At 72.4% G+C, this 20,148-nt stretch carries 18 protein-coding genes; 12 read left to right on the top strand and 6 right to left on the bottom strand.

Translation table 11 applies throughout. The features are described from left to right. Positions 1-143: 143 nt before the first annotated feature. From pbpC to ACODT0_RS14565, 6 genes are all read left to right on the top strand, one after another. Positions 144-2,441, top strand: a complete 2,298-nt coding sequence (pbpC, locus tag ACODT0_RS14590) for a penicillin-binding protein 1C (protein ID WP_489041575.1) — start codon at positions 144-146, stop codon at positions 2,439-2,441. After that, complete coding sequence (locus tag ACODT0_RS14585; RefSeq protein WP_489041574.1) at positions 2,438-3,934, top strand: TPM domain-containing protein; 1,497 nt, start codon at positions 2,438-2,440, stop codon at positions 3,932-3,934. Before pbpC ends, ACODT0_RS14585 begins: the two co-directional genes overlap by 4 nt. Positions 3,935-4,034: 100 nt before the next feature. Continuing rightward, positions 4,035-4,751 (top strand): FadR/GntR family transcriptional regulator, encoded by a 717-nt coding sequence (locus ACODT0_RS14580; RefSeq protein WP_489041573.1) that lies wholly within the window; start codon positions 4,035-4,037, stop codon positions 4,749-4,751. Next, the gene (locus ACODT0_RS14575) at positions 4,748-6,058 is read left to right on the top strand and encodes a CynX/NimT family MFS transporter (RefSeq protein ID WP_489041572.1); all 1,311 of its coding nucleotides are present in this window, start codon (positions 4,748-4,750) and stop codon (positions 6,056-6,058) included. The genes ACODT0_RS14580 and ACODT0_RS14575 overlap by 4 nt, the downstream gene beginning before the upstream one ends. Before the next feature lie 182 nt (positions 6,059-6,240). Beyond that, positions 6,241-6,636 (top strand): hypothetical protein, encoded by a 396-nt coding sequence (locus ACODT0_RS14570; RefSeq protein WP_057595271.1) that lies wholly within the window; start codon positions 6,241-6,243, stop codon positions 6,634-6,636. A gap of 129 nt (positions 6,637-6,765) precedes the next feature. Further along, entirely contained in the window at positions 6,766-8,760 is a 1,995-nt protein-coding gene (locus ACODT0_RS14565; RefSeq protein ID WP_261215768.1) for a putative bifunctional diguanylate cyclase/phosphodiesterase, read from the top strand. 3 nt (positions 8,761-8,763) lie between these two features. Here the strand turns inward: ACODT0_RS14565 and ACODT0_RS14560 are convergent, their stop codons facing one another. The 3 genes from ACODT0_RS14560 to ACODT0_RS14550 form a co-directional block, all read right to left on the bottom strand. Further along, positions 8,764-9,291: an ATP-binding protein gene (locus tag ACODT0_RS14560; protein ID WP_489041571.1), complete on the bottom strand. Its 528-nt coding sequence runs from the start codon at positions 9,289-9,291 to the stop codon at positions 8,764-8,766. Positions 9,292-9,298: 7 nt separating this feature from the next. Continuing rightward, complete coding sequence (locus ACODT0_RS14555; protein ID WP_057595273.1) at positions 9,299-9,613, bottom strand: hypothetical protein; 315 nt, start codon at positions 9,611-9,613, stop codon at positions 9,299-9,301. 74 nt (positions 9,614-9,687) lie between these two features. Further along, complete coding sequence (locus ACODT0_RS14550) at positions 9,688-10,845, bottom strand: porin (protein ID WP_057595274.1); 1,158 nt, start codon at positions 10,843-10,845, stop codon at positions 9,688-9,690. 177 nt (positions 10,846-11,022) lie between these two features. Between ACODT0_RS14550 and ACODT0_RS14545 the strand changes: the two genes are divergently transcribed. From ACODT0_RS14545 to ACODT0_RS14535, 3 genes are all read left to right on the top strand, one after another. Continuing rightward, positions 11,023-11,694 carry a nuclease-related domain-containing protein gene (locus ACODT0_RS14545; RefSeq protein ID WP_489041570.1) on the top strand — a complete coding sequence of 224 codons (672 nt, stop codon included), beginning with the start codon at positions 11,023-11,025 and terminating at the stop codon, positions 11,692-11,694. 65 nt (positions 11,695-11,759) lie between these two features. Then, on the top strand, positions 11,760-14,159 hold the full coding sequence (gene bamA, locus ACODT0_RS14540) for an outer membrane protein assembly factor BamA (protein WP_489041568.1): 2,400 nt from the start codon (positions 11,760-11,762) through the stop codon (positions 14,157-14,159). A gap of 5 nt (positions 14,160-14,164) precedes the next feature. Further along, entirely contained in the window at positions 14,165-14,848 is a 684-nt protein-coding gene (locus ACODT0_RS14535; RefSeq protein ID WP_489041567.1) for a response regulator, read from the top strand. Between the two features lie 3 nt (positions 14,849-14,851). Here ACODT0_RS14535 and ACODT0_RS14530 read toward each other — a convergent pair whose 3' ends face one another. Together ACODT0_RS14530 and ACODT0_RS14525 are read right to left on the bottom strand one after the other, a co-directional pair. Then, positions 14,852-15,163, bottom strand: coding sequence for a hypothetical protein (locus tag ACODT0_RS14530; protein WP_057595278.1), 312 nt, complete (start codon positions 15,161-15,163; stop codon positions 14,852-14,854). After that, the gene (locus ACODT0_RS14525) at positions 15,160-15,312 is read right to left on the bottom strand and encodes a hypothetical protein (protein WP_489041566.1); all 153 of its coding nucleotides are present in this window, start codon (positions 15,310-15,312) and stop codon (positions 15,160-15,162) included. Before ACODT0_RS14525 ends, ACODT0_RS14530 begins: the two co-directional genes overlap by 4 nt. Before the next feature lie 167 nt (positions 15,313-15,479). Here ACODT0_RS14525 and ACODT0_RS14520 point away from each other — a divergent pair, with 167 nt between their 5' ends. Both ACODT0_RS14520 and ACODT0_RS14515 read left to right on the top strand, forming a co-directional pair. Beyond that, a complete protein-coding gene (locus ACODT0_RS14520; RefSeq protein ID WP_261215747.1) occupies positions 15,480-17,054 on the top strand; it encodes an ATP-binding protein in 1,575 nt (524 codons plus the stop codon). Between the two features lie 7 nt (positions 17,055-17,061). Continuing rightward, complete coding sequence (locus tag ACODT0_RS14515) at positions 17,062-17,772, top strand: response regulator (RefSeq protein ID WP_489041565.1); 711 nt, start codon at positions 17,062-17,064, stop codon at positions 17,770-17,772. Between the two features lie 9 nt (positions 17,773-17,781). On the opposite strand, the gene ACODT0_RS14510 is transcribed toward ACODT0_RS14515, so the two are convergent. Then, on the bottom strand, positions 17,782-18,432 hold the full coding sequence (locus tag ACODT0_RS14510; RefSeq protein WP_489041564.1) for a hypothetical protein: 651 nt from the start codon (positions 18,430-18,432) through the stop codon (positions 17,782-17,784). A 228-nt stretch (positions 18,433-18,660) separates the two neighbouring features. Here ACODT0_RS14510 and ACODT0_RS14505 point away from each other — a divergent pair, with 228 nt between their 5' ends. Continuing rightward, positions 18,661-20,058, top strand: coding sequence for a coniferyl aldehyde dehydrogenase (locus ACODT0_RS14505; protein WP_261215743.1), 1,398 nt, complete (start codon positions 18,661-18,663; stop codon positions 20,056-20,058). The last annotated feature ends 90 nt before the right edge of the window (positions 20,059-20,148 follow it).

The raw sequence follows: 20,148 nt of genomic DNA, 5'->3' as shown, positions 1-20,148 counted from the left end.
GCGTCCGTGGGTAGGCGCATGCCGCGCGGCACGGGTTCGAACTTCCGTCTACATCTTTCGGCAGGACGGCAGCCCGATGCGCATGGCCGAGAATGGCTGCCGCTTTCCAGCCCCGCGCATTCCCCGCGCGCACCCCTGCCCTGATGCCGACGCCCATCGCCCTGTTTCATTCCCCCGCGCTCCCGCGCCTCACGCTGGCGCTCGCCACGCTGATGCTGACGGCGCAGGCCGCATGGGCCGTGCCGAGCTTCGAGGAGGTGAAGCGCGACTTCCGCTCGTCCGACACCGCTGTGCTCGACCGCAACGGCGAGCTGCTGCAGCGCGTGCGCACCGACGCCAGCGTGCGGCGCGGCCAGTGGACGGCGCTGGCCGATATCTCGCCGGCCTTGCGCACGGCGATGGTGCTCAGCGAGGACCGGCGCTTCTACGAGCACAGCGGCGTCGACTGGCGCGCGGTCTCGGCCGCGGCCTGGGGCAACCTCTGGAACACGCGCACGCGCGGCGCCTCGACCATCACGATGCAGCTCTCGGGCCTGCTCGACGAGGACCTGCGGCGCGGCGGCGGCGGCCGCAGCCTGACGCAGAAGCTCGGCCAGACCGTGGCCGCGACCCAGCTCGAGCGCCAGTGGCGCAAGGACCAGATCCTCGAGGCCTACCTCAACAGCGTGCCGTTCCGCGGCGAGATCGTGGGCATCGACGCGCTCTCGCGCACGCTGTTCGGCAAGGCGCCGAGCGGCCTCGACGCGCGCGAGGCCGCCGTGGCCGCCGCGCTGGTGCGCGCGCCCAACGCGCGGCCGGCCCTGGTGGCGCAGCGCGCCTGCGAGGTGCTGCGCACCATGGAGCCGCAGCGCAAGGCCGACTGCGAGGCGCTCGACATGTTCACCAGCGCCGCGGTGCAGCGGCGCGCCTTCGAGGCCAGCGAAGGCATCGCGCCGCATGCCGCGCGGCGCGCGCTGCGCCAGGCGCGCGAGGGCCGCGAGCCCGGGCAGGAAGACACGCCGCCGGGCGAAGCCAGGGCGGCGGCGAAGGACACCGGCGACGGCAGCGTGCGCACCACGCTGCGCGCGCCGCTGCAGCGCTTCGCGCTCGGCACCCTGCAGCGGCATCTGCGCGAGCTGCGCGGCCGGCACGTGGAGGACGGCGCGCTGGTGGTGCTCGACAACGCCACCGGCGAGGTGCTGGCCTGGGTCGGTTCCTCGGGGCCGCTGAGCCAGGCGGCCGAGGTCGACGGCGTGATCGCGATGCGCCAGCCGGGCTCGACGCTCAAGCCGCTGCTCTACGGCCAGGCGATCGCCGAACGGCGGCTCACCGCGGCTTCGCTGATCGAGGACTCGTCGGCGCAGATCAACACCGCGAGCGGCCTCTACATCCCGCAGAACTACGACCGCCGCTTCAAGGGCCCGGTGTCGGCGCGCACCGCGCTCGCGGCCTCGCTCAACGTGCCGGCCGTGCGCACGCTGGTGATGGTGTCGCCCGAATCCTTCGCGCGCGGGCTGCGCGCGGCCGGCCTGCCGCTGCGCGAGAGCGGCGACTACTACGGCTACAGCCTCGCGCTCGGCAGCGCCGAGGTCACGCTGCTGTCGCTGACCAATGCCTACCGCATGCTGGCCAACGGCGGGCGCTACGGCACGACCACGCTGCTGGCGCCGGCGGCGCCCGACAAGTCGAGGAAGACCACCGCCGCCACCGCAAAGAGCCCCCCGGCACCGGTGCTCGACCCGCGCGCCGCCTTCATCGTCGGCGACATCCTGTCCGACCCCAACGCGCGCACCCGCACCTTCGGCCTCGACAGCATCCTCTCGACCCGCTTCTGGAGCGCGGTGAAGACCGGCACCAGCAAGGACATGCGCGACAACTGGGCGGTGGGCTGGTCGCAGCGCTACACGGTCGGCGTGTGGGTCGGCAACGCGAGCGGCGAGTCGATGTGGGACGTGAGCGGCACCAGCGGCGCGGCGCCGGTCTGGGCCGAGGTCATGCGCTTCCTGCACGCGCGCGAGCCGAGCCGGGCGCCCGCGCCGCCGCCGGGCCTGGTGCGCACGCACATCGACTTCGGCCCCGGTCCCGACGGCAATGCGCTCGAGGCCGCGCGCGACGAATGGTTCGTGCAGGGCACGGAGCAGCCGCTGTTCGCGCTCGCGAACGAACCCGGCGCCGCGGGCACGGCCGCCATCGCGCGCATCACCGCGCCGGCCGACGGCACGATCATCGCGCTCGATCCCGACATCCCGCCGCTGCGCCAGCGCGTGCGCTTCGAATCGGAAGGCCGCGGCGTGCAATGGCGCATCGACGGCAAGCACTTCGCGCGCGGCAACAGCGCGCAGTGGCTGCCCTGGCCGGGCCGCCACCTGATCGAGCTGGTCGATGCCGGCGGCAAGGTGGTGGACCAGCGCCGGCTCGAGGTGCGCGGCGCGGGCGTCGTGACGAAGAGCGCCCAGCGATGAAGGCGACGACCCCGAACTCCCGACCCGGCCTGCACCTCTGGCTGTGTCTGGTGCTGCTGTTCGCCGCGGTATTCGGCGCGCAGGCCAAACCCGTGCCCGTGCCGGCGATGAAGTCGCGCGTGATCGACCAGAACAAGACGCTCGACGCCGCGCAGGCCGAGGCGCTGCGCGAGCGCATCGCCGACATCGAGCGCGAGACCCGGGCCCAGCTCGCGGTGCTGATCGTGCCGACCACCGGCGAGGACAGCATCGAGCAATACGCCACGCGCGTGTTCGCGCAGTGGAAGCTCGGGCGCAAGGACGAGGACGACGGCGTGCTGCTGCTGGTGGCGATCCGCGACCGGCGCATGCGCATCGAGGTCGGCCGCGGCCTCGAGGGCCGCATCACCGACATCCAGGCCGCGCGCATCATCGACCAGGAGATGACGCCGCGCTTTCGCGCCGGCGATTTCGATGGCGGCCTCCATGCCGCGGTCGACGGCATCGCGCAGCTGATCCGCGGCGAGCCGATGGCCATGGCCCAGGAGCTGCCGCTGATCGATCCGGGCGAGCCCGTCGAATCGACGCCGCCCGAGCCGCGCGGATGGCACGTCACGCCCGAGGGCTGGGCCTTCTTCGCCGTGATCGGCTGGTCGGCGCTGGTCGGGCTCTGGCAGAGCCGGCAGAAGAAAAGCGCAGCCGAATTGCGCACCGACGCCGAGCAGCTCGCCCGGCGGCGCGCGCGGCAGGCCCGCAGCAGCGCGCGCCGCTCGTCGAAGCGCGCACGCCGCGCGCAGGCCGGCGTCGCGGCCGAGCTGGAAAGCGCCTCGGCCCTTGCCGCGGCCGCGCCCGGCAGGACGCTGCGGCGCTGGCCCTGGACCTTCGGCGCGCTCGCGGTCGCGCCGGTCGCCGCGGCCGCCACGCTCGGCGAACCGATGTTCGCGATCGCGCTCGGGATGATGCCGGTGCCGATGGGCTTCGGCATCGGCTATGGCTGCGGCCTGTGGCGCACCATGCGCCTCGTCGTCGCCGGCATCGCGCTGCTGATCGCGGGCGTGGCGGTCGCGGGCCGGCAGCTGGGCTGGGAGCGCGTGGGCTGGTCGCTGCTCGGCATGCTGGCGCTGGGCGCGGCAGTGCTGGTCGGGCTGCTGATCGTGACCGGCATGCGCAAGGCCTGGGGCAAGGGCGTGCGCAGCTTCGTCTCGCGCTGGATCGTGGTGTGCGTGGTGGTGGGCCTGTTCGTCGGGATGGCGCACGACGAGCTCGAGCCGCAGCTGTTCCTGCTCGTGCTGGCGGCCGTCACGGTGGTGGCGCTGCTCGTGGCCTTCTTCCCGGCCGATGGCGGCGGGGGCGGCGGGCACGGCAACGACTACGGCGACAGCGGATGGGGCAGCAGCAGTTCCTCGTCCTCCTCTTCGTACGAGTCCTCGTCCTCCTCGTCGTCGGATTCGTCGTCGTCCTCGTCGGACTCGGGCGGCTCGAGCAGCGGCGGCGGCGCCTCGGGAAGCTGGTAGCGGACGACCCGGGGGAACGCCCCGGCCCAAGCCCCTCCCGCCACAAGGCCTACCGCCCCCCGGCCACAATTCATCCGATGATTCAATGAATTAGCACCTCATGCTAGCCCAAGCCCCCCGCACCTCCCTGGTCGAAGCCGCCGCCAACGGCATCCGCGCCGAGATCTCCGCCGGCCGCTGGCCCGTCGGCGCGCGCATCCCCATCGAGCCGCAGCTCGCCCAGTTGCTCGGCGTGAGCCGCGGCACCGTGCGCGAGGCCGTCAAGACGCTGGTCTCGCGCGGCCTGCTCGAGGTGCGCCAGGGCTCGGGCACCTATGTGCGCTCGGGCTTCGATCCCGGCGCCAGCCTGCAGAAGCTGCGCCTGGCCAGCCTGCTCGACCAGTTCGAGGTGCGCTGCGCGCTCGAGGTGCAGGCCGCGCGGCTGGCCGCGCTGCGCCACACGCCCGAGGACCTGCGCCAGCTCCACGCCCTGCTCGACCGCCGCGGCACGCCCGCGCCCGACGACGGCGGCAAGGCCTTCATCGAGCGCGACCTCGCCTTCCACCTGGCCATCGTCGACATCGCGGGCAACCTCGCGCTCGCCGAGACGGTGCGTTTCATCGGCGGCTACATCAAGGACACGATCGCCAGCACCATGGGCACGCTGCTGCCCGAGCCCGACGACGCCGCGCACCGCGCCGTGGCCGAGGCCATCGCCAGCCGCGACCCCGAGCGCGCCGACGCCGCCGTGCGCGCCTTCATGACGCCCATGATCGCGGCCCTCGCCGCCGGCTCCGACACCTCCACCGGCGCCCCACGCGCGCCGTCCCGTCCATGACCGCCACCAGCACTTTCCCTTCCGCCGCCACGGCCACCCTGCGCCACGCGCCCGCCGCCGAGGCCGGCCAGCTGCTGATCGACGCCGAGATCGACAGCCAGCCCGCGCCGCCTCCCACCCCGGCTCCGAGCCGCGGCCGCCGCATCCTGCTGGGCGCCAGCGTGGTGCTGATCGCCTTCAACCTGCGGCCGGTGTTCGCCAGCCTCTCGGTGGTGTTGCCCGAGATCGTCCGCGCCACCGGCCTGTCGGCCACCGCCGCCAGCCTGTTGACCACCCTGCCCGTGCTGTGCCTGGGCCTGTTCGCGCCGCTCGCGCCCGGCCTCGGCCGGCGCTTCGGCACCGAGCGCACGCTGCTGGGCTGCATGGCGCTGATCCTGGTCGGCACGCTGCTGCGCGGCACCGGCCACGTGCCGCTGCTGTTCCTCGCCTCGGCGATCGCCGGCAGCGGCATCGCGGTCGCCAACGTGCTGCTGTCGGGGCTGGTCAAGCGCGACTTCGCCGGACAGGCGGCGCTGATGATGGGCCTCTACACCATGGCCGTGTGCGGCGGCGCCGCGAGCGCGGCCGGCCTCACGGTGCCGATCGAGCATGCGCTGGGCGGCGGCTGGACCGCGGCGCTCGCGGTCTGGGCGCTGCCGGCCGCGCTGGTCACGCTGCTGTGGGCGCCGCAGGCGCTGGCGCGCAAGCCGATCGCCAGCGAATCGGGCTTCACCGTGCGCGGCCTGTGGCGCGACCGGCTGGCCTGGCAGGTCACCTGCTTCATGGGGCTGCAGTCCGCGCTGGCCTACATCGTCATGGGCTGGCTCGCGCCCATCCTGCGCGAGCGCGGCCTGGCCAGCGACGTCGCGGGCTACGTGGTCTCGGTCTCGGTCATCACGCAGGTCGTGACCTGCCTCGTGGTGCCCGCGCTCGCGGTCCGGCTGCGCAACCAGATCGGCCTGGCCGTGGCGCTCGCGCTGCTCACCGTGGCCGCCATGCTGGCCCAGCTGTTCGCCCCGCTCGGCGGCGTGTGGGTCTGGGCCGTGCTGCTGGGCATCGCGCAGGGCGGCACCTTCGCGCTGGCGCTCACCATGATCGTGCTGCGCTCGCCCGATTCGCACGTGGCGGCGCACCTGTCGGGCATGGCGCAGGGCGTGGGCTACGTCATCGCGGCCTTCGGCCCGCTGCTGGCCGGGCTGCTGCACGGCTGGACCGGCAGCTTCGGCGCCGCCTCGTGGCTGTTCGTCGGGGTCGGTGTCGCGCTGGTGATCGCGGGCATCGGCGCGGGCCGCACCCTGCACGTGGGCGCGGTCACGGTACCACGCTAGCGTGGTGCTGGCGCGACGCGGTACCCGGGTCCGCGCGCGCCTACAGCAAGAAGCTCGCGCGTCCGAAGGGCGATGGGTCCGGAGCATGAGAAACTTCGTCCCATGCCGACGGTCAGACTGCGGCCCCAAGCAGGCACCGCCCCGATCCACCCGCCTCACGGCTTCTCTTCGACGAGCGCACCATGAAGAAACTTGCCGCCCTGGCCTTGCTGGGCCTGATCCAGACCGCCCCCGCGCTGGCCCAGCGCGACATGGACGTCTATGAAGCCGACCGCCGCTACTGCGCGAGCGGCCGCTCGGGCATGGACTTCCACTCCTGCATGGACCGGCTGCGCTTCGACCGCCAGCGCGACCGCGACCGCTGGGAACGCGAGCGCTGGGAACGCAGCCGCGACGACCGCAGCCGCTGGGAATACGAGCAGCGCCAGCGCTATGCCGCGCCGCCGCCCCCGCCGGTCTACCGCGGCGAACCGCCGAAGCTCAGCGACATGCAGCAGCGCGCGCTCGACAACTGCGTCCTGCTCGCACCGCGCGACCAGCCGCGCTGCCGCGCGACCGTGATGTCGACGGTGCGCTGAAAAAGCGTGCCGTTGCGCTTGCTTTCCCGCGCGCGGTGACCCCGAGGGGACCGCGCAGGCCGCCCGCGGCGGCCGTGCCGCGCTGCGCGATGCGGCGGACCGGTGCATGATGCGTCGCCGATCCATTCCATGAACGCCTCCTCCCCTCCGCAGGAAGAAGAAACCGCCGGCTCGCCCGACGGCCTCGCGCTGTCGCGCATGGTGCGCACCGAGCAGATGCTGGCGGTGCGCCGCAGCGTGCTCGCCGCGATCCCGGTCAACCTGGTGCTGAGCCTCACGGTGGCGCTGCTGGCCCACCACTCGGAGCTGACCGCGCTCGGCCTGGCCTGGCTCGCGCTCTCGCTGGCCGTCAACGTCACGCGCATCTTCGTCTGCCGCCGGCCCTTCGTGCCCGCGCCCAACGCCGACGGCACCGATCCCTCGGTCGACCACGAGCTGCGGCTGGCCTGGCTGTTCGCGCTGCTGTCGGGCTCGGTCTGGGCCCTGATCCCGATCCTCTGCGAAGGCTACACCTCGCCCGAGACCCTGTTCTACCTGACCGTGGTCTGCGGCATCTGCGCCGGCTCGGTCACCTACGGCATCGCCTACGCGCCGGTGCCGGTCAGCTTCATCACGCCGGCCCTGCTTTCCGTGATGGGCTGCCTGGTCTGGGCCGGCGGCTTCGACCGCCTGATGCTGGCCGCGATGGTGCTGGTCTATCTCGCGGCGCTGATGCGCGCGGCGCTGCAGAGCGCACGCGGCTTTCGCGAAGGCAGCCGGCTCAAGAACGAGGCCGTGTCGATGGCCGCGCGCCTGCGGCAGTCGCATGCGCTGTCGCTCGAATCGACGCGCCAGCTCGCCTTCCGCGTCGCGCACGACGCGCTCACGGGCCTGCTCAACCGCGAGGGCTTCACGCAGGCCTCGAGCCTGCGCATCGACGCCGGCGGCAAGGAGCGCGAGCACGGCCTGCTGATCCTCGGCATCGACGGCTTCAAGGCCGTCAACGACGCCTTCGGCCACAAGATGGGCGACCGCGTGCTGCAGGACGTGGCGCAGTGGCTGCAGCGCGAGCTGGCCGGCCGCGACGCCATCCTGGGCCGCTGGGGCGGCGACGAGTTCGCGGCCCTGTTCGTCGCCGAAGATGGCGGCCCCTCGCCCGAGCAGGTGGCGCAGGCGCTGATCGAATCGATCGCCTCGGCCACCGCGCAGTACGGCGGCAAGCTGAGCGCGAGCGTGGGCCTGTGCGTCGAGCGCGGCGTGCCGATCGCCGACATGCTGAGCTCGGCCGACGAGGCGCTGCACGAGGCCAAGCGCGCGGGCCGCAGCCGCTGCCGCCGCTTCGACGAGGCCCTGCGCGAACGCCTGGTGACGCGGCGCGACGTGGAGCGCGACCTGCCCGCCGCGGTCGCCTCGCGCGCCATCGGCGTCTGGTACCAGCCGATCCTGGCCGACGGCGGCCGCCGGCTGCACAGCCTCGAGGCGCTGCTGCGCTGGCAGCATCCGCGCCATGGCTGGATCCCGCCCGAGGACGTGATCCGCGCGGCCGCGAGTACCGGCCTGGCCGAATCGCTGCTGCGCCACATCCTGGCCGAGATCTGCGTCGGGCTGCAGGAGCTCGCCGCGGCCGACCCGCGCTTCGAGGCCGTGCCGGTGGCGATGAACGTGTCGCCGCGCGAGATGTCGCAGCTCGCGCTCGACCGCATCGTGCTCGGCGAGATCGCGCGCCACGGCATCGGGCCGCACCGCATCCAGATCGAGATCACCGAGGAGATCGCGCTCGACACCTTCGCCGCCAGCGCGCGCCTGCATGCGCTGGCCGACGCGGGCGTGGCGATCGTGGTGGACGATTTCGGCGTCGGCTATTCCTCGCTGGCCTCGCTGCGCAGCAAGTACGTGCGGCAGGTCAAGATCGACCGCAGCTTCATCTTCGGGCTGGCCGCCTCGCCGGGCAACCGCGTGCTGGTCGAATCGGTGATCCGCCTCGGCCATTCGCTGCGCATCGACGTGGTGGCCGAGGGCGTGGAGACCGTCGAGGAGCTCGAGGCGCTCAATGCGCTCGGCTGTCCTCTGATGCAGGGCTACCACCTCGCGCGGCCCGGACCGCTCGACGTGATCGTGCCCTGGGCCCGGCGCCTGCCGGGCTGAGCCTCAGCGCGAGGCCGGGCCGCCGTGCAGCGGCAGCCGCAAGGTGAGTCCGAGCGGACCGCCCGCGTGCGAGGCCGCATAGAGCCGCCCGCCCAGGCCGACTGCGATGCGCTCGCAGGCCCGCAGCGGCGCCGCGCCGACATCGCGCCAGTGCACCACCGCCTGCGTGCCCTCGATGCGCGCATGCACGCGCGGCGCGGCGCCCGTCGAGGCCGAGGCGGCCTGCGCAGCCACTTGCGCGAGCAGCTCGCGCAGCTCGCTCTCCACCGCCAGCACGGGTACGGCCTGCGACGGCAGTTCGACGGCGGCGCGCGGCAGCGCCGCGCCGAGCAGCGCGCGCAAGTCGTGCACCGCGCTGCGGCCGAACCGCTGCAGGGCCTCGTCGCGCGCGCGTGCCGCGGCCTCGCGCGCCCGCGCACCGTCGCGCAGGTTCGCGACCAGCAGCGAGCCCATGAGGCCGAACACGCCCGCGAAGCCGAGCCCGATGACGCTCGCGATGGCGAAGCCGAGGTTGCCGGTCTGCATGGCCATGCCGGTTTCAGCGCGGCGCGCCCGGCCGGTATTCGAGCGAGCCCGAGGGCGTGCGCTCGCAGCGGCCCGCGAGCGCGTCGCCGCGCGGGCCCGGCGGCACCGGCCGCGCGCCCTCGGGCTCGCCCTCGCACATGTCCCAGGCCGGCAGCGCGCGCGTGTTCATCGCGCCGGGCAGCGCCATGTGCAGCGGCATCGGCGGCGGCGGACCTTCGCCGCGAAAGGCCGGCGGCGGGCCGTAGGGCATGGGCGGCGGCAGCACGATGCAGCCGCCGAGGCTGGCCACGGCGAGCGCGCCGGCCAGGTGCTTGATACGCAAGGTCATGAAAGCTTCTCCTCTTCTTTTTCTGCATTCGCGCAGGGCCCGCGCGCCGCGAGGCATGCGGGCGCGCGGCGGCGTCAGAACGCGTGGCGGATACCGAAGTCGTAGCCGGTCGAGGACTTGGGCAGGCCGGTGTAGCCCACGCCCGTGCTGCCGTAGCCGGTGGTGCTGGCGGCCGTGAGGCTGCCGGTGTAGGCCGCGTCGTTGCGGTTGCTCACGCGTGCCACGGTGGCGTAGAGCGCGGTGCGCTTCGACAGGTTGTGCACGTAGCCCAGCGCTAGCTTGTTGACGCGCGGATCCTCGCCGTAGAGGCCGGTGGCGCCCTCGTTGTAGCGCACCGCCGAATACGAGGCGCGGATCAGGCCCGGGCCCACCGGCACGGTGGCGCCGATCAGGTAGCCCTTGTAGCTGTCGTGCGTGTTGGTCAAGCCGGTGTCGAACTTGTTCTGCACGTTCGAGAGCTCGCCGAACAGCTTGACCGGGCCGAAGTCGTACGAGGCGCCGAGGTTCACGGTCTGCACCTTGCGCGTGAGCGCGGTGGTGTCGACCGCCACGTTCTGGCCCGCGGCCAGCGCGACGTCGAGCGGCCCGTTGGCATAGCCGAAGCGCCCGCCGATGTAGCGGCCCGCGCTGCTGCTGGTGGCGGCCGTGAGGTCGGTGGCGCTGGTGCGCACGTTCTCGTTCAGGCTGTACTGCACCTGGCCGTAGAAGCCGCCGAGGTTGGGCGGCAGGAAGTACGCGACCATGTTGCTGGCGCGCGCATAGTTGCTGTTGCCGATGCCCGTGCTGCCGCCCACGGTGCTGATCACGTTGGTGCCCGAGCCGTTGGTGCCGAAGGGATCGAACACGGTGTCGTTCCAGAAGGTGGCCGTGTAGTCGCGGCCCAGCCGCACTTCGCCGAAGCCGCCCGAGAGGCTCACGGTGGAGCGCCGGTTGAAGTTGGCGATGCCGGTCGCGCCGTCGTCGTTGGTGATCGGTGCCTCGAGCCAGAAGCTCGCGGCCAGCCCGCCGCCCAGGTCCTCGGTGCCCCTGAAGCCGATGCGGCTGGAGTTGTAGCCCGAGTTGGCCAGGCTCCATTGGCTCTGCTTGCTGGTGATGCCGGTGATCGCGTTGCGCGAGGTGGCCGACTGGTAGCTCACGCCGGCGTCGACGACGCCGAACAGGGTGACGGACGATTGGGCACAGGCCAGGCCGGTGACGGTCAGCGCGGCCAGGGCCGTGAGGGATTTCTTCATTCAGGTTTCTCCGGTTTCGGCGCTCTTCATCGAGCGGCCGGAACGGATGCTCCCGTCCAAATTCGGAGGAATCTGGTGCATGGGGGCGAATGTTGCTTTTGCGCGCAATCCCCGATCGCTCGCCTTACCAGAAGTCTCCCAAAAGCCAGGCAATGCTCGCGCTCTGAAGGAGCCACCATGACCATCGCATTGCAAAGCAACCTCGCCGCCTCGCTCGGCGTGCAACAGCTCGCCAACGCATTCCGCCCCGCGTTCGAGCACCTGCGCATTCTTCGCAACCTGATCATCCCGATGCCCGAGGGCTGCGCGGTGCGCACCGCGCGCATCGACGCGGTGGTGGTCTGCGAGACCGGCATCTACCTGTTCGAGATCAAGGCCTGGCGCAACGCCTTCGTCTACCGCAAGAAGTCGGACCAGGCGCCGCCGCGCTGGTTCCTGCGGCTGCAGGGCTGCAACCGCGCGCGCGAGGTGAAGGACCCGGCCTGGCAGGGCGGGCGCAAGACCACGCAGCTGCGCAGCCTGCTGCCCGACGACCTGCGGCTGCAGTACTTCGTGCTGCTGCCCTGCGAGGGCGTGGAGCTCGAGGGCGTGATGCCCGCGGCCGTCATCACGCAGCAGGACCTGCCCTATATCGCGCGGCTGGTGCGCAACAACGGCCGCACCGCGCGCAGCTATCCGCTGCTCGATGCGCAGGCGGTCGAGCGCACGGTGCAGCGGCTGCTCGAGATCCAGGGCGACCTCGACCTGGAGGAGCACCTGCGCAACTGCCGCGCCTGCACCGGCCCCGGCATGCGGGCCCCGCTCGCGGCCCCGGGCTGGCTGTCCGCCAACGCCATCGGACTGCAATAAAGGAGAGAAAGTGAACTCGGCGCGGCGTCCCAAATTTCTCCGACATTGGACGAAACCATGCGCCGATGAAATCTCCGAAGTCCCTCGCGGGCCTGGCGCTGCTCTCCGCGCTGATCGCACCTTCCACCCGGGCCGCCGAGCCCTTCGCCGTGCAGGACATCCGCCTGGAAGGCCTGCAGCGCGTGGAGGCGGGCACCGTCTTCGCGACCCTCGGCCTGCGCGCCGGCGACACCTACAGCGACGAACGCGGCAGCGAAGCGATCCGCGCTTTATTCGCGCTGGGCCTGTTCAAGGACGTGCGCATCGACGTCAGCGGCCGCGTGCTGGTGGTGATCGTCGAGGAACGCCCGACCATCGCCGACGTCGACTTCACCGGCACCAAGGAATTCGACAAGGCGGCGCTGCAGAAGGCGCTGCGCGAGGTCGGGCTGGCCGAGGGCCGGCCCTACGACAAGGCGCTGGCCGACCGCGCCGAGCAGGAGCTCAAGCGCCAGTACCTGGGCCGCGGCCTCTACAACGCGCAGGTCGTCACCACCGCCACGCCCACCGAGCGCAACCGCGTGAACCTGAGCTTCGGCGTGACCGAGGGCGAGCCCGCGCGCATCCGCGAGGTCCGCATCGTCGGCGGCAGGGATTTCAGCGAGAGCACGCTGCTCGACCTGTTCGACCAGGACAGCGGCGGCTGGCTCAGCTGGTACACCAAGTCGAACCAGTACTCGCGCGCCAGGCTCGACACCGACCTCGAGACCCTCAAGAGCTACTACATCACGCGCGGCTACCTCGAGTTCCGCGTCGACTCCACCCAGGTCGCGATCTCGCCCGACCGCCAGGACCTCGCGATCACCGTCAACATCACCGAAGGCGAGAAGTTCACGGTGGCCGGCGTGAAGCTCGCGGGCGACTACCTGGGCCGCGACGATGAATTCAAGACCCTGGTCACGGTCCGGCCCGGCGAGCCCTACAACGGCGAGCAGGTCGCGGCCACCACCAAGGCCTTCACCGACTACTTCGGCACCTTCGGCTACGCCTTCGCGCGCGTGAAGGCCGAGCCCGAAATCGACCGCGCACGCCACCGCGTGACCATGGTGCTGCGCGCCGAGCCCGCGCGCCGCGCCTACGTGCGGCGCATCCACATCGGCGGCAACGCGCGCACGCGCGACGAGGTGATCCGCCGCGAGTTCCGCCAATACGAGGGCGCCTGGTACGACGGCAACAAGATCAAGCTCTCGCGCGACCGCGTGGACCGGCTGGGCTTCTTCACCGACGTCAACGTCGAGACGCAGGAGATCCCCGGCTCGCCCGACCAGGTCGACATCGCGGTGACGGTGGCCGAGAAGCCCACGGGCTCGCTGCAGCTCGGCGCCGGCTATTCGTCCACCGACAAGATCTCGCTGAGCTTCGGCATCACGCAGGAGAACGTGTTCGGCTCGGGCAACTACCTGGGCCTGCAGGTCAACACCAGCTCCTACAACCGCACGATCTCGGTGACCGCCACCGATCCCTACTTCAGCAAGGACGGGATCTCGCGCACCTTCAACCTGTTCCACACCACCACCCGCCCCTACTACGAGGCCGACGGCAACTACAAGCTCGCGAGCGACGGCGGCTCGGTGCGCTTCGGCATCCCGGTCGGTGAGCTCGACCGGATCTACCTGGGCATCGGCGTGGAGCGCTATGCGTTCACGCCCGGCAGCAACGGCAGCTACACGCTGGTCGACGGCTCCTATGTCTACACCGCGACGCCGCAGGCCTACCTCGACTACTTCCAGTGCACCGGCACGGCGCCGAGCGTGAGCTGCGCCAACCGCAACGTGGTGGCCTTTCCGGCCACGCTGGGCTGGTCGCGCGACGACCGCGACAGCGCGCTGATCCCGACCCGGGGCCGGCTGCAGAGCGCGAACCTCGAGGTCGGCGTGGGCGGCGCGCTGCGCTACCTCAAGAGCAACTACCAGTACCAGCAGTACTTCCCGCTGTCCAAGCAGTACACGCTGGCTTTCAACGGCGAGCTCGGCTATGCGCGCGCGCTCGGCGACTCGGCCTTTCCGATCTTCAAGAACTTCTACGCGGGCGGGCTGGGCTCGATCCGCGGCTTCGAGCAGAACTCGCTGGGGCCGCGCGACGCGGTGACCGAAGGCGCGCTGGGCGGCACGCGCAAGGCGATCTTCAACCTCGAGTTCAGCACGCCGTTCCCGGGCGCGGGCAACGACCGCTCGCTGCGGCTGTACAGCTTCCTCGACGCGGGCAACGTGTTCGCGAGCCGCACGGCCAGCATGAGCGATGCGCAATGGAAGGCGCAGAACAGGCTGCGTGCCTCGGCCGGCCTGGGCATCAGCTGGATCTCGCCGCTCGGGCCGTTGCGACTGGCCTATGCGGTGCCGCTGCGCTACCAGAAGGAGGACACGGCCAACGGCATCGCGGCCGACCGCACGCAGCGGCTGCAGTTCCAGATCGGCACCGCGTTCTGAGCGCCATGGCCCGCATCCTGCTGGTGGAAGACGCGCGCCACGACAGCGCCGCCGCGCTGCACGGCCTGCTGCACGCGGCCGGCCACGAGGTCGAGCGGATCGGCGACGGCGTGGCCGCGCTCGAGCGCATCCTGCAGGCGCCGCCCGCGCTCACGCTGCTCGAGGTGGCGCTGCCGCGCATCGACGGCCTGCGGGTGCTGGAGGCCGTGCGTTCGCTGAGCGACCATCCGATCATCATGCTGACGGCGCGCACGCGCGAGGCCGACCGGCTGCGCGGGCTCGACCTCGGGGCCGACGACTACGTCTGCAAGCCCTTCTCGCCGCGCGAGGTGGTGGCGCGCGTGAACACGGTGCTGCGCCGCCATGCGCAGCGCCGGCACGCGGCGCGGCCCTCGGCGGCCGTGGCCTTCGACGACGCCGGGGGCGGGGCGCGGCTCGAGGGCCGGCCGCTGGCGCTGACGCGGCGCGAGCTGCTGCTGCTGCGCGCGCTCTCGGGCGACCCGGGCCGGGTGTTCAGCCGTTCGACGCTGCTCGAGGCCGCGTTCCCCGAGGCGCTCGAGGTGAACGAGCGCGCGGTCGACGGCCACATCAAGAACCTGCGCCGCAAGCTCTCGGCCGCGGCGCCCGCGCACGACTGGATCCGCTCGATCTACGGCGTGGGCTTCAGCTTCGCAGAGCGGCCGGCCTGAACTTCAACGGGCCTGGTAGCGGCAGGCCCCCGCGCCGCGGCGCGCGCCCGGCTTCGGCGCGGCGGGACTGTAGCTGTCGAAGGGCTGGCCGGGCCGGGGACGGGCCTGCTGCGGCAGTGCCGCGCGCTCGATCTCCATGATCGGCGCGAGCGTGGAGACCGGCGTGCGGCGCACCGTGCCGCGCCCGCCGGTCTCGGGCGGGCACTCGTCGCGCACCGCGACCACCGTGCCGGCCGCGAGGCCGCAGAAGGCCAGCGCGCCCGCCAGGCGCTGCATGCGCTTGCCGCGGCGCTCGGCGGGCGCGGCAAGGCTCACGTCGACTCCTCCCCGAGGGCCGTGCCGCCGACCACGCAGGGCCGCGTGGCGCGGCTCTCGGCCCAGTGGATCGCGAAGATCCAGGCGGGGGCGAACAGCCCGAACAGCGCGAGGAGCGCGGGCCACAGGAGGTCGATGCACGGTGTCATGGCAGCCATCGTGCGTGCCGATTCGGGAGAAAAATGGGAGATGGGCCCTCCCAGATTCCTCCACATTTGGCGGTCATGATCGGCGGCTTGCCGATGACGCCCCCGTCCGCCCTGCCCGCGCCACCCGCGTCGCCTGTCGCAGAATGCGGCCCTCACCTCCCGAGACCATGCCGCGCCTGCGCCTGACCCTCTCCCGCAAGATCTTCCTCGCGCTCGCCGCGCTGCTGATCGTGCTGCTGCTGAGCTTCGCGGGGCTGTCGATCCTCGCGCTGCAGCGCGGCCTCGGCGCCTACGTGGCCGAGATCGAGATCCGCCGCATGGACTGGCTCTCGCAGCTGGTGCTCAAGCACTACGTGCTCAATGGCGACTGGAAGAGCCTGCGCGACAACGACGAGGCCTGGCACCGGCTGCAGATGGGCCGCGTGGCGACGGTGCTCGACAACGCGAGCACGCCCGACGACCGCCGGCTGCCGCCCTGGTACGAGTACCGCACGCGCGGCGCCCCGCCCGAGGGCTCGGCCGACAACGGCCCGCCGCCGATGCCGCCGGGCCAGCTCGAGCTGCTGCCGCGGCGCGCGGCGCCGGCGATGCCGCCGCCCTTCTTCTTCGCCGATCCGCGCGCGATGGCCGACTCGATCTACCAGCGGCTCGCGGTGCTCGACGCGCAGGGCGCGCGCGTGGTGGGCGCGACCATCGACCCCGAGAACGCGGCGCGCCTGCCGATACGGCGCGGCCGGGCCGTCATCGGCTACCTCGCGCTGGCGCCGCTGCAGGGCCTGGAGAGCGAGGCCGACCGCGCCTTCCTGGCGCGGCAGTCGGGCGTGATCGTGCTCACGGGCCTCGCGGGCCTGGTGTTCGCGCTGGCGCTCTCCTACCTGCTGGCGCGGCGCTGGTTCAAGCCGGTCGACGACCTGACGCAGGCGGCGCAGGACGTGGCGCGCGGCCGGCTGTCGACGCGCGTGGTGGTGCAGGGCTCGGACGAGCTCGCGCTGCTGGGCAAGACCTTCAACGACATGGCGCAGCGGCTCGACACGGTGGAGGCCTCGCGCCGCGCCTGGCTGGCCGACGCCGCGCACGAGCTGCGCACGCCGCTGGCCGCGATGCGCGCCGAGATCGAGGCGCTGCAGGACGGCGTGCGCACCTTCGACGAACGCACGGCGCTGCGGCTGCACCGCCAGGTGATCCGGCTCGGCCAGCTGGTGGACGACCTGCGCAGCAGCATGCGCGCGCCGCAGAGCGACCTGCCGACCACGACGGTGTATCCGCTGTCGCTGCTCAAGGAGGCGCTGGACCACACGCGCGACCGCTTCGCGCAGCGCGGCATCGCGGTCGACCGGCGCGCCATCGACCTGATCGCGGCACGCAAGCAGCCGGCGATCGAGGGCGACGCGCACCGGCTGCACCAGGTCTTCATGAACCTGCTCGAGAACACGCTGGCCTACACCGACCCCGGCGGCGTGCTGCGCATCGACGTCACGGTGGAGGGGCCGTGGACCGGCCACAGCCTCACGCTGCTGTTCGACGACAGCGCACCGGGCGTGCCCGAGAGCGAATTGCCACGCCTGTTCGACCGCCTGTTCCGCGGCGAGACCTCGCGCAGCCGCGAGCACGGCGGCTCGGGCCTGGGCCTGTCGATCTGCCGCACCACCATCGAGGCGCATGGCGGCACCATCGACGCCTCGCCCTCGCCGATGGGCGGGCTGCGCGTCACCCTCACCCTGCCGCTGGCCACTTCACCATGAGCCGCCCATGACCCGCATCGTGATCGTCGAGGACGAAGCCGACATCGCCTCGGTGGTGCAGGACTACCTGCGCCACGCGGGCTACGAGACCACGCATTTCGCCGATGGCCAGAGCGCCCTCGAGAGCATCGTGGCCGCGCCGCCCGACCTGACCCTGCTCGACATCATGCTGCCGCGGCTCGACGGCATCGAGGTGCTGCGGCGCGCGCGCGAGCACACGGCCCATCCGATCATCATGCTGACGGCGCGCATCGAGGAGGTCGACCGGCTGCTGGGCCTGGAGCTCGGCGCCGACGACTACGTCTGCAAGCCCTTCTCGCCGCGCGAGCTGGTGGCGCGCGTGCGCGCGGTGCTGCGACGCGCCGCGCCGGGCCTGTCCGACCCGGGAGGGCCGGGCCGCGCCGCGACCGACGCGGCGCCCGGGCTGGTGCTCGACGACGTGCACTGGCGCGCCTCGCTCGAGGGCACGCCGCTGAACCTCACGCGGCGCGAGTTCGGGCTGCTGCAGGTGCTGTCGCGCCATCCGGGGCGCATCTTCTCGCGCGCGCAGCTGCTCGAGCTGGCCTACGACGACACGGTGGACGTGACCGAGCGCGCGATCGACAGCCACGTGAAGAACCTGCGCCGCAAGCTCGGCGCGGTGACGCCCGGGCACGACTGGATCCGCTCGGTGTACGGCGTGGGCTTCGCGTGGGAAGCACCGCCGCCCGCGGACTGAGCCGCCCCGCTACTGCGGACCGCCGCAGAAGGGCACGGCCGAGGTGTCGGCCGCGGTGAAGCGCATCGTGCTGGCGCGCCGCGCGCTGCGCGGCTTGTTCGCGGGCCATTCGCTCTCGGTCCAGCTGAAGCTCCAGCCATAGGCGGCGCCGGGCCGCGCGGCGTCGGCATAGGCGATGCGCAGGCTGCCGGCGGTCTCGTCGTGGCAATGCGGCGAGGTCTTGTATTCCTTCTCGGAGAAGCAGGCACGGATCATCTGCGAGCACCAGAACGGGATGTCCTCGTAGGCGGCCCTGGCGCCGGCCGGGTCGCCGTCGATCGGCACGAAGTCGGCCACCACGAAGCTGGCGCCACCGCCCGAATACATGTCGCTGAAGGCGCTCTGCACCGCGACCGCCCAGCGGCCGTCGGCCAGCGGATAGAGCGCGGGCGCGAGCGAGCGCTGCGCCTCGCGGCCGCCACCGAGCTTCGAGGGCGTGCCCTGGTAGGCCGAGAAGTCATGCAGCCGCTGCAGGCGCCAGCTTCCGTCCGCATTTCTCTGGACGCGCGCCATGGCGAGCGGCTTCACCGACAGCACCACGTACTCGCCCTCGGCACTGCCGCGCGGCCGGTAGAGGCCGAGCTCGCCGGCGTTGCAGGACGTCGAGAGCAATGCGCACAACGTGGGGCGCCATTGGGCGTCGACCGATTCCGGCTTGGCGACGCGGTCGAAGACCTGGCTGTGGGGGCGGCGATCGCTGCCGTTGCGGCGAGGAACGAGAGCGCGGCGATGGCGGGGCGGATGAAGGGCATGGCGGGATCTTAGGGCGGGCTTGCTGCGGTTCGGGGTGCGGACGGTTCGACGACCGGCATACTTGCCGCCGCCCTTCCCCGACACGCCGAGGCCTCCATGACCCCAGAGCTGCGCCCCCTCTTCGACGCCCAGCGCGCCGCCAGCCTGCGCGACCAGGCCCCGCCCTGGAGCGTGCGCGCCGATCGCCTGCGCCGGCTGCGCGCGCTGGTGCGCGAGCACCGCGCCGCGATTGCCGCGGCGATCAGCGCCGACTTCTCGAACCGGCCGCGCCAGGAGACCGAGCTGGCCGAGGTCTTCCCCACGCTCGAGGGCATCGACCATGCGCTGCGCCACGGCAAGCGCTGGATGCGCGTGCGCCGCCGCAGCACCGGGCTGTGGTTCAAGCCCGCGTCCTCGCGGCTGATGCCGCAGCCGCTCGGCGTGGTCGGCATCGTCGTGCCCTGGAACTACCCGCTGTACCTCGCGGCCGGGCCGCTCACGGCCGCGCTGGCCGCGGGCAACCGCGCGATGCTCAAGCAGTCGGAGTACACGCCGCGCTTCGCCGAACTGTTCGCGCGGCTCGTGGGCGAGGCCTTCGCGCCCGACGAGATCGCGGTGGTCAACGGCGACGCCGAGATCGCGCGCGCATTCGCGAGCCTGCCCTTCGACCACCTGCTGTTCACCGGCTCGACCGAGGTCGGCCGCCACGTGATGCGCGCCGCGAGCGAACACCTGACGCCGGTCACGCTCGAGCTCGGCGGCAAGTCGCCGGCCATCGTGGGCCGCGGCGCCGCCTTCGACAAGGCGGTGGAGCGCATCCTCGTGGGCAAGACGCTCAACGCCGGCCAGACCTGCATCGCGCCCGACTACGTGCTGGTGCCGCGCGAGCAGCAGGCGCGCTTCGTCGAGACCGCGCGGCGCGTGTTCGCCTCGCTCTACCCCGACCTGGGGCGCAACACCGACTACACCAGCATCGTGAGCCCGCGCCATTTCGCGCGGCTCGCGTCGCTGGTGGACGAGGCCCGGGCGCAGGGGGCCGCGGTGGAACGGCTGGGCGACGCGCCGGCCGATGCCGCGTCGCGGCGGCTGCCGCCGGTGCTGCTCACCGGCGTGGACGACGGCATGCGCGTGATGCAGGAGGAGATCTTCGGCCCCGTGCTGCCGCTCGTGCCCTACGACACGCTCGAGGAGGCCATCGGCTACGTCAACGCCCGGCCGCGGCCGCTCGCGCTCTACCTGTTCGAGAAGCAGCGCGCGGACATCGACCGCGTGCTGGCCCGGACCGTGGCCGGCGGCGTGACCGTCAACGACACGCTGTTGCACATCGCGCAGGACGACCTGCCCTTCGGCGGCGTCGGCGCGAGCGGCATGGGTGCCTACCACGGCGAGTTCGGCTTCCAGACCTTCTCGAAGATGAAGCCGGTGTTCCACCAGTCGGGCCTCAACGGCCTCGGCCTGTTCAAGCCGCCCTACGGCAAGACCTTCGAGCGCATGCTGAAGCTGCTGGCGCGCTGAGGCCGCCACCGCGGCCGCGAAGGATCGGGCAAGAACCGGCAAACGCAGGGCCGGAAACGGCCAGCCCCGAAGCGCCCGCGCACCGAAGAT

The sequence above is a fragment of the Variovorax sp. FG153 genome (genome assembly GCF_057809595.1).
Note: the sequence above shows the minus strand (reverse complement) of the source record. Positions and strands in the feature narration are given on the sequence as shown.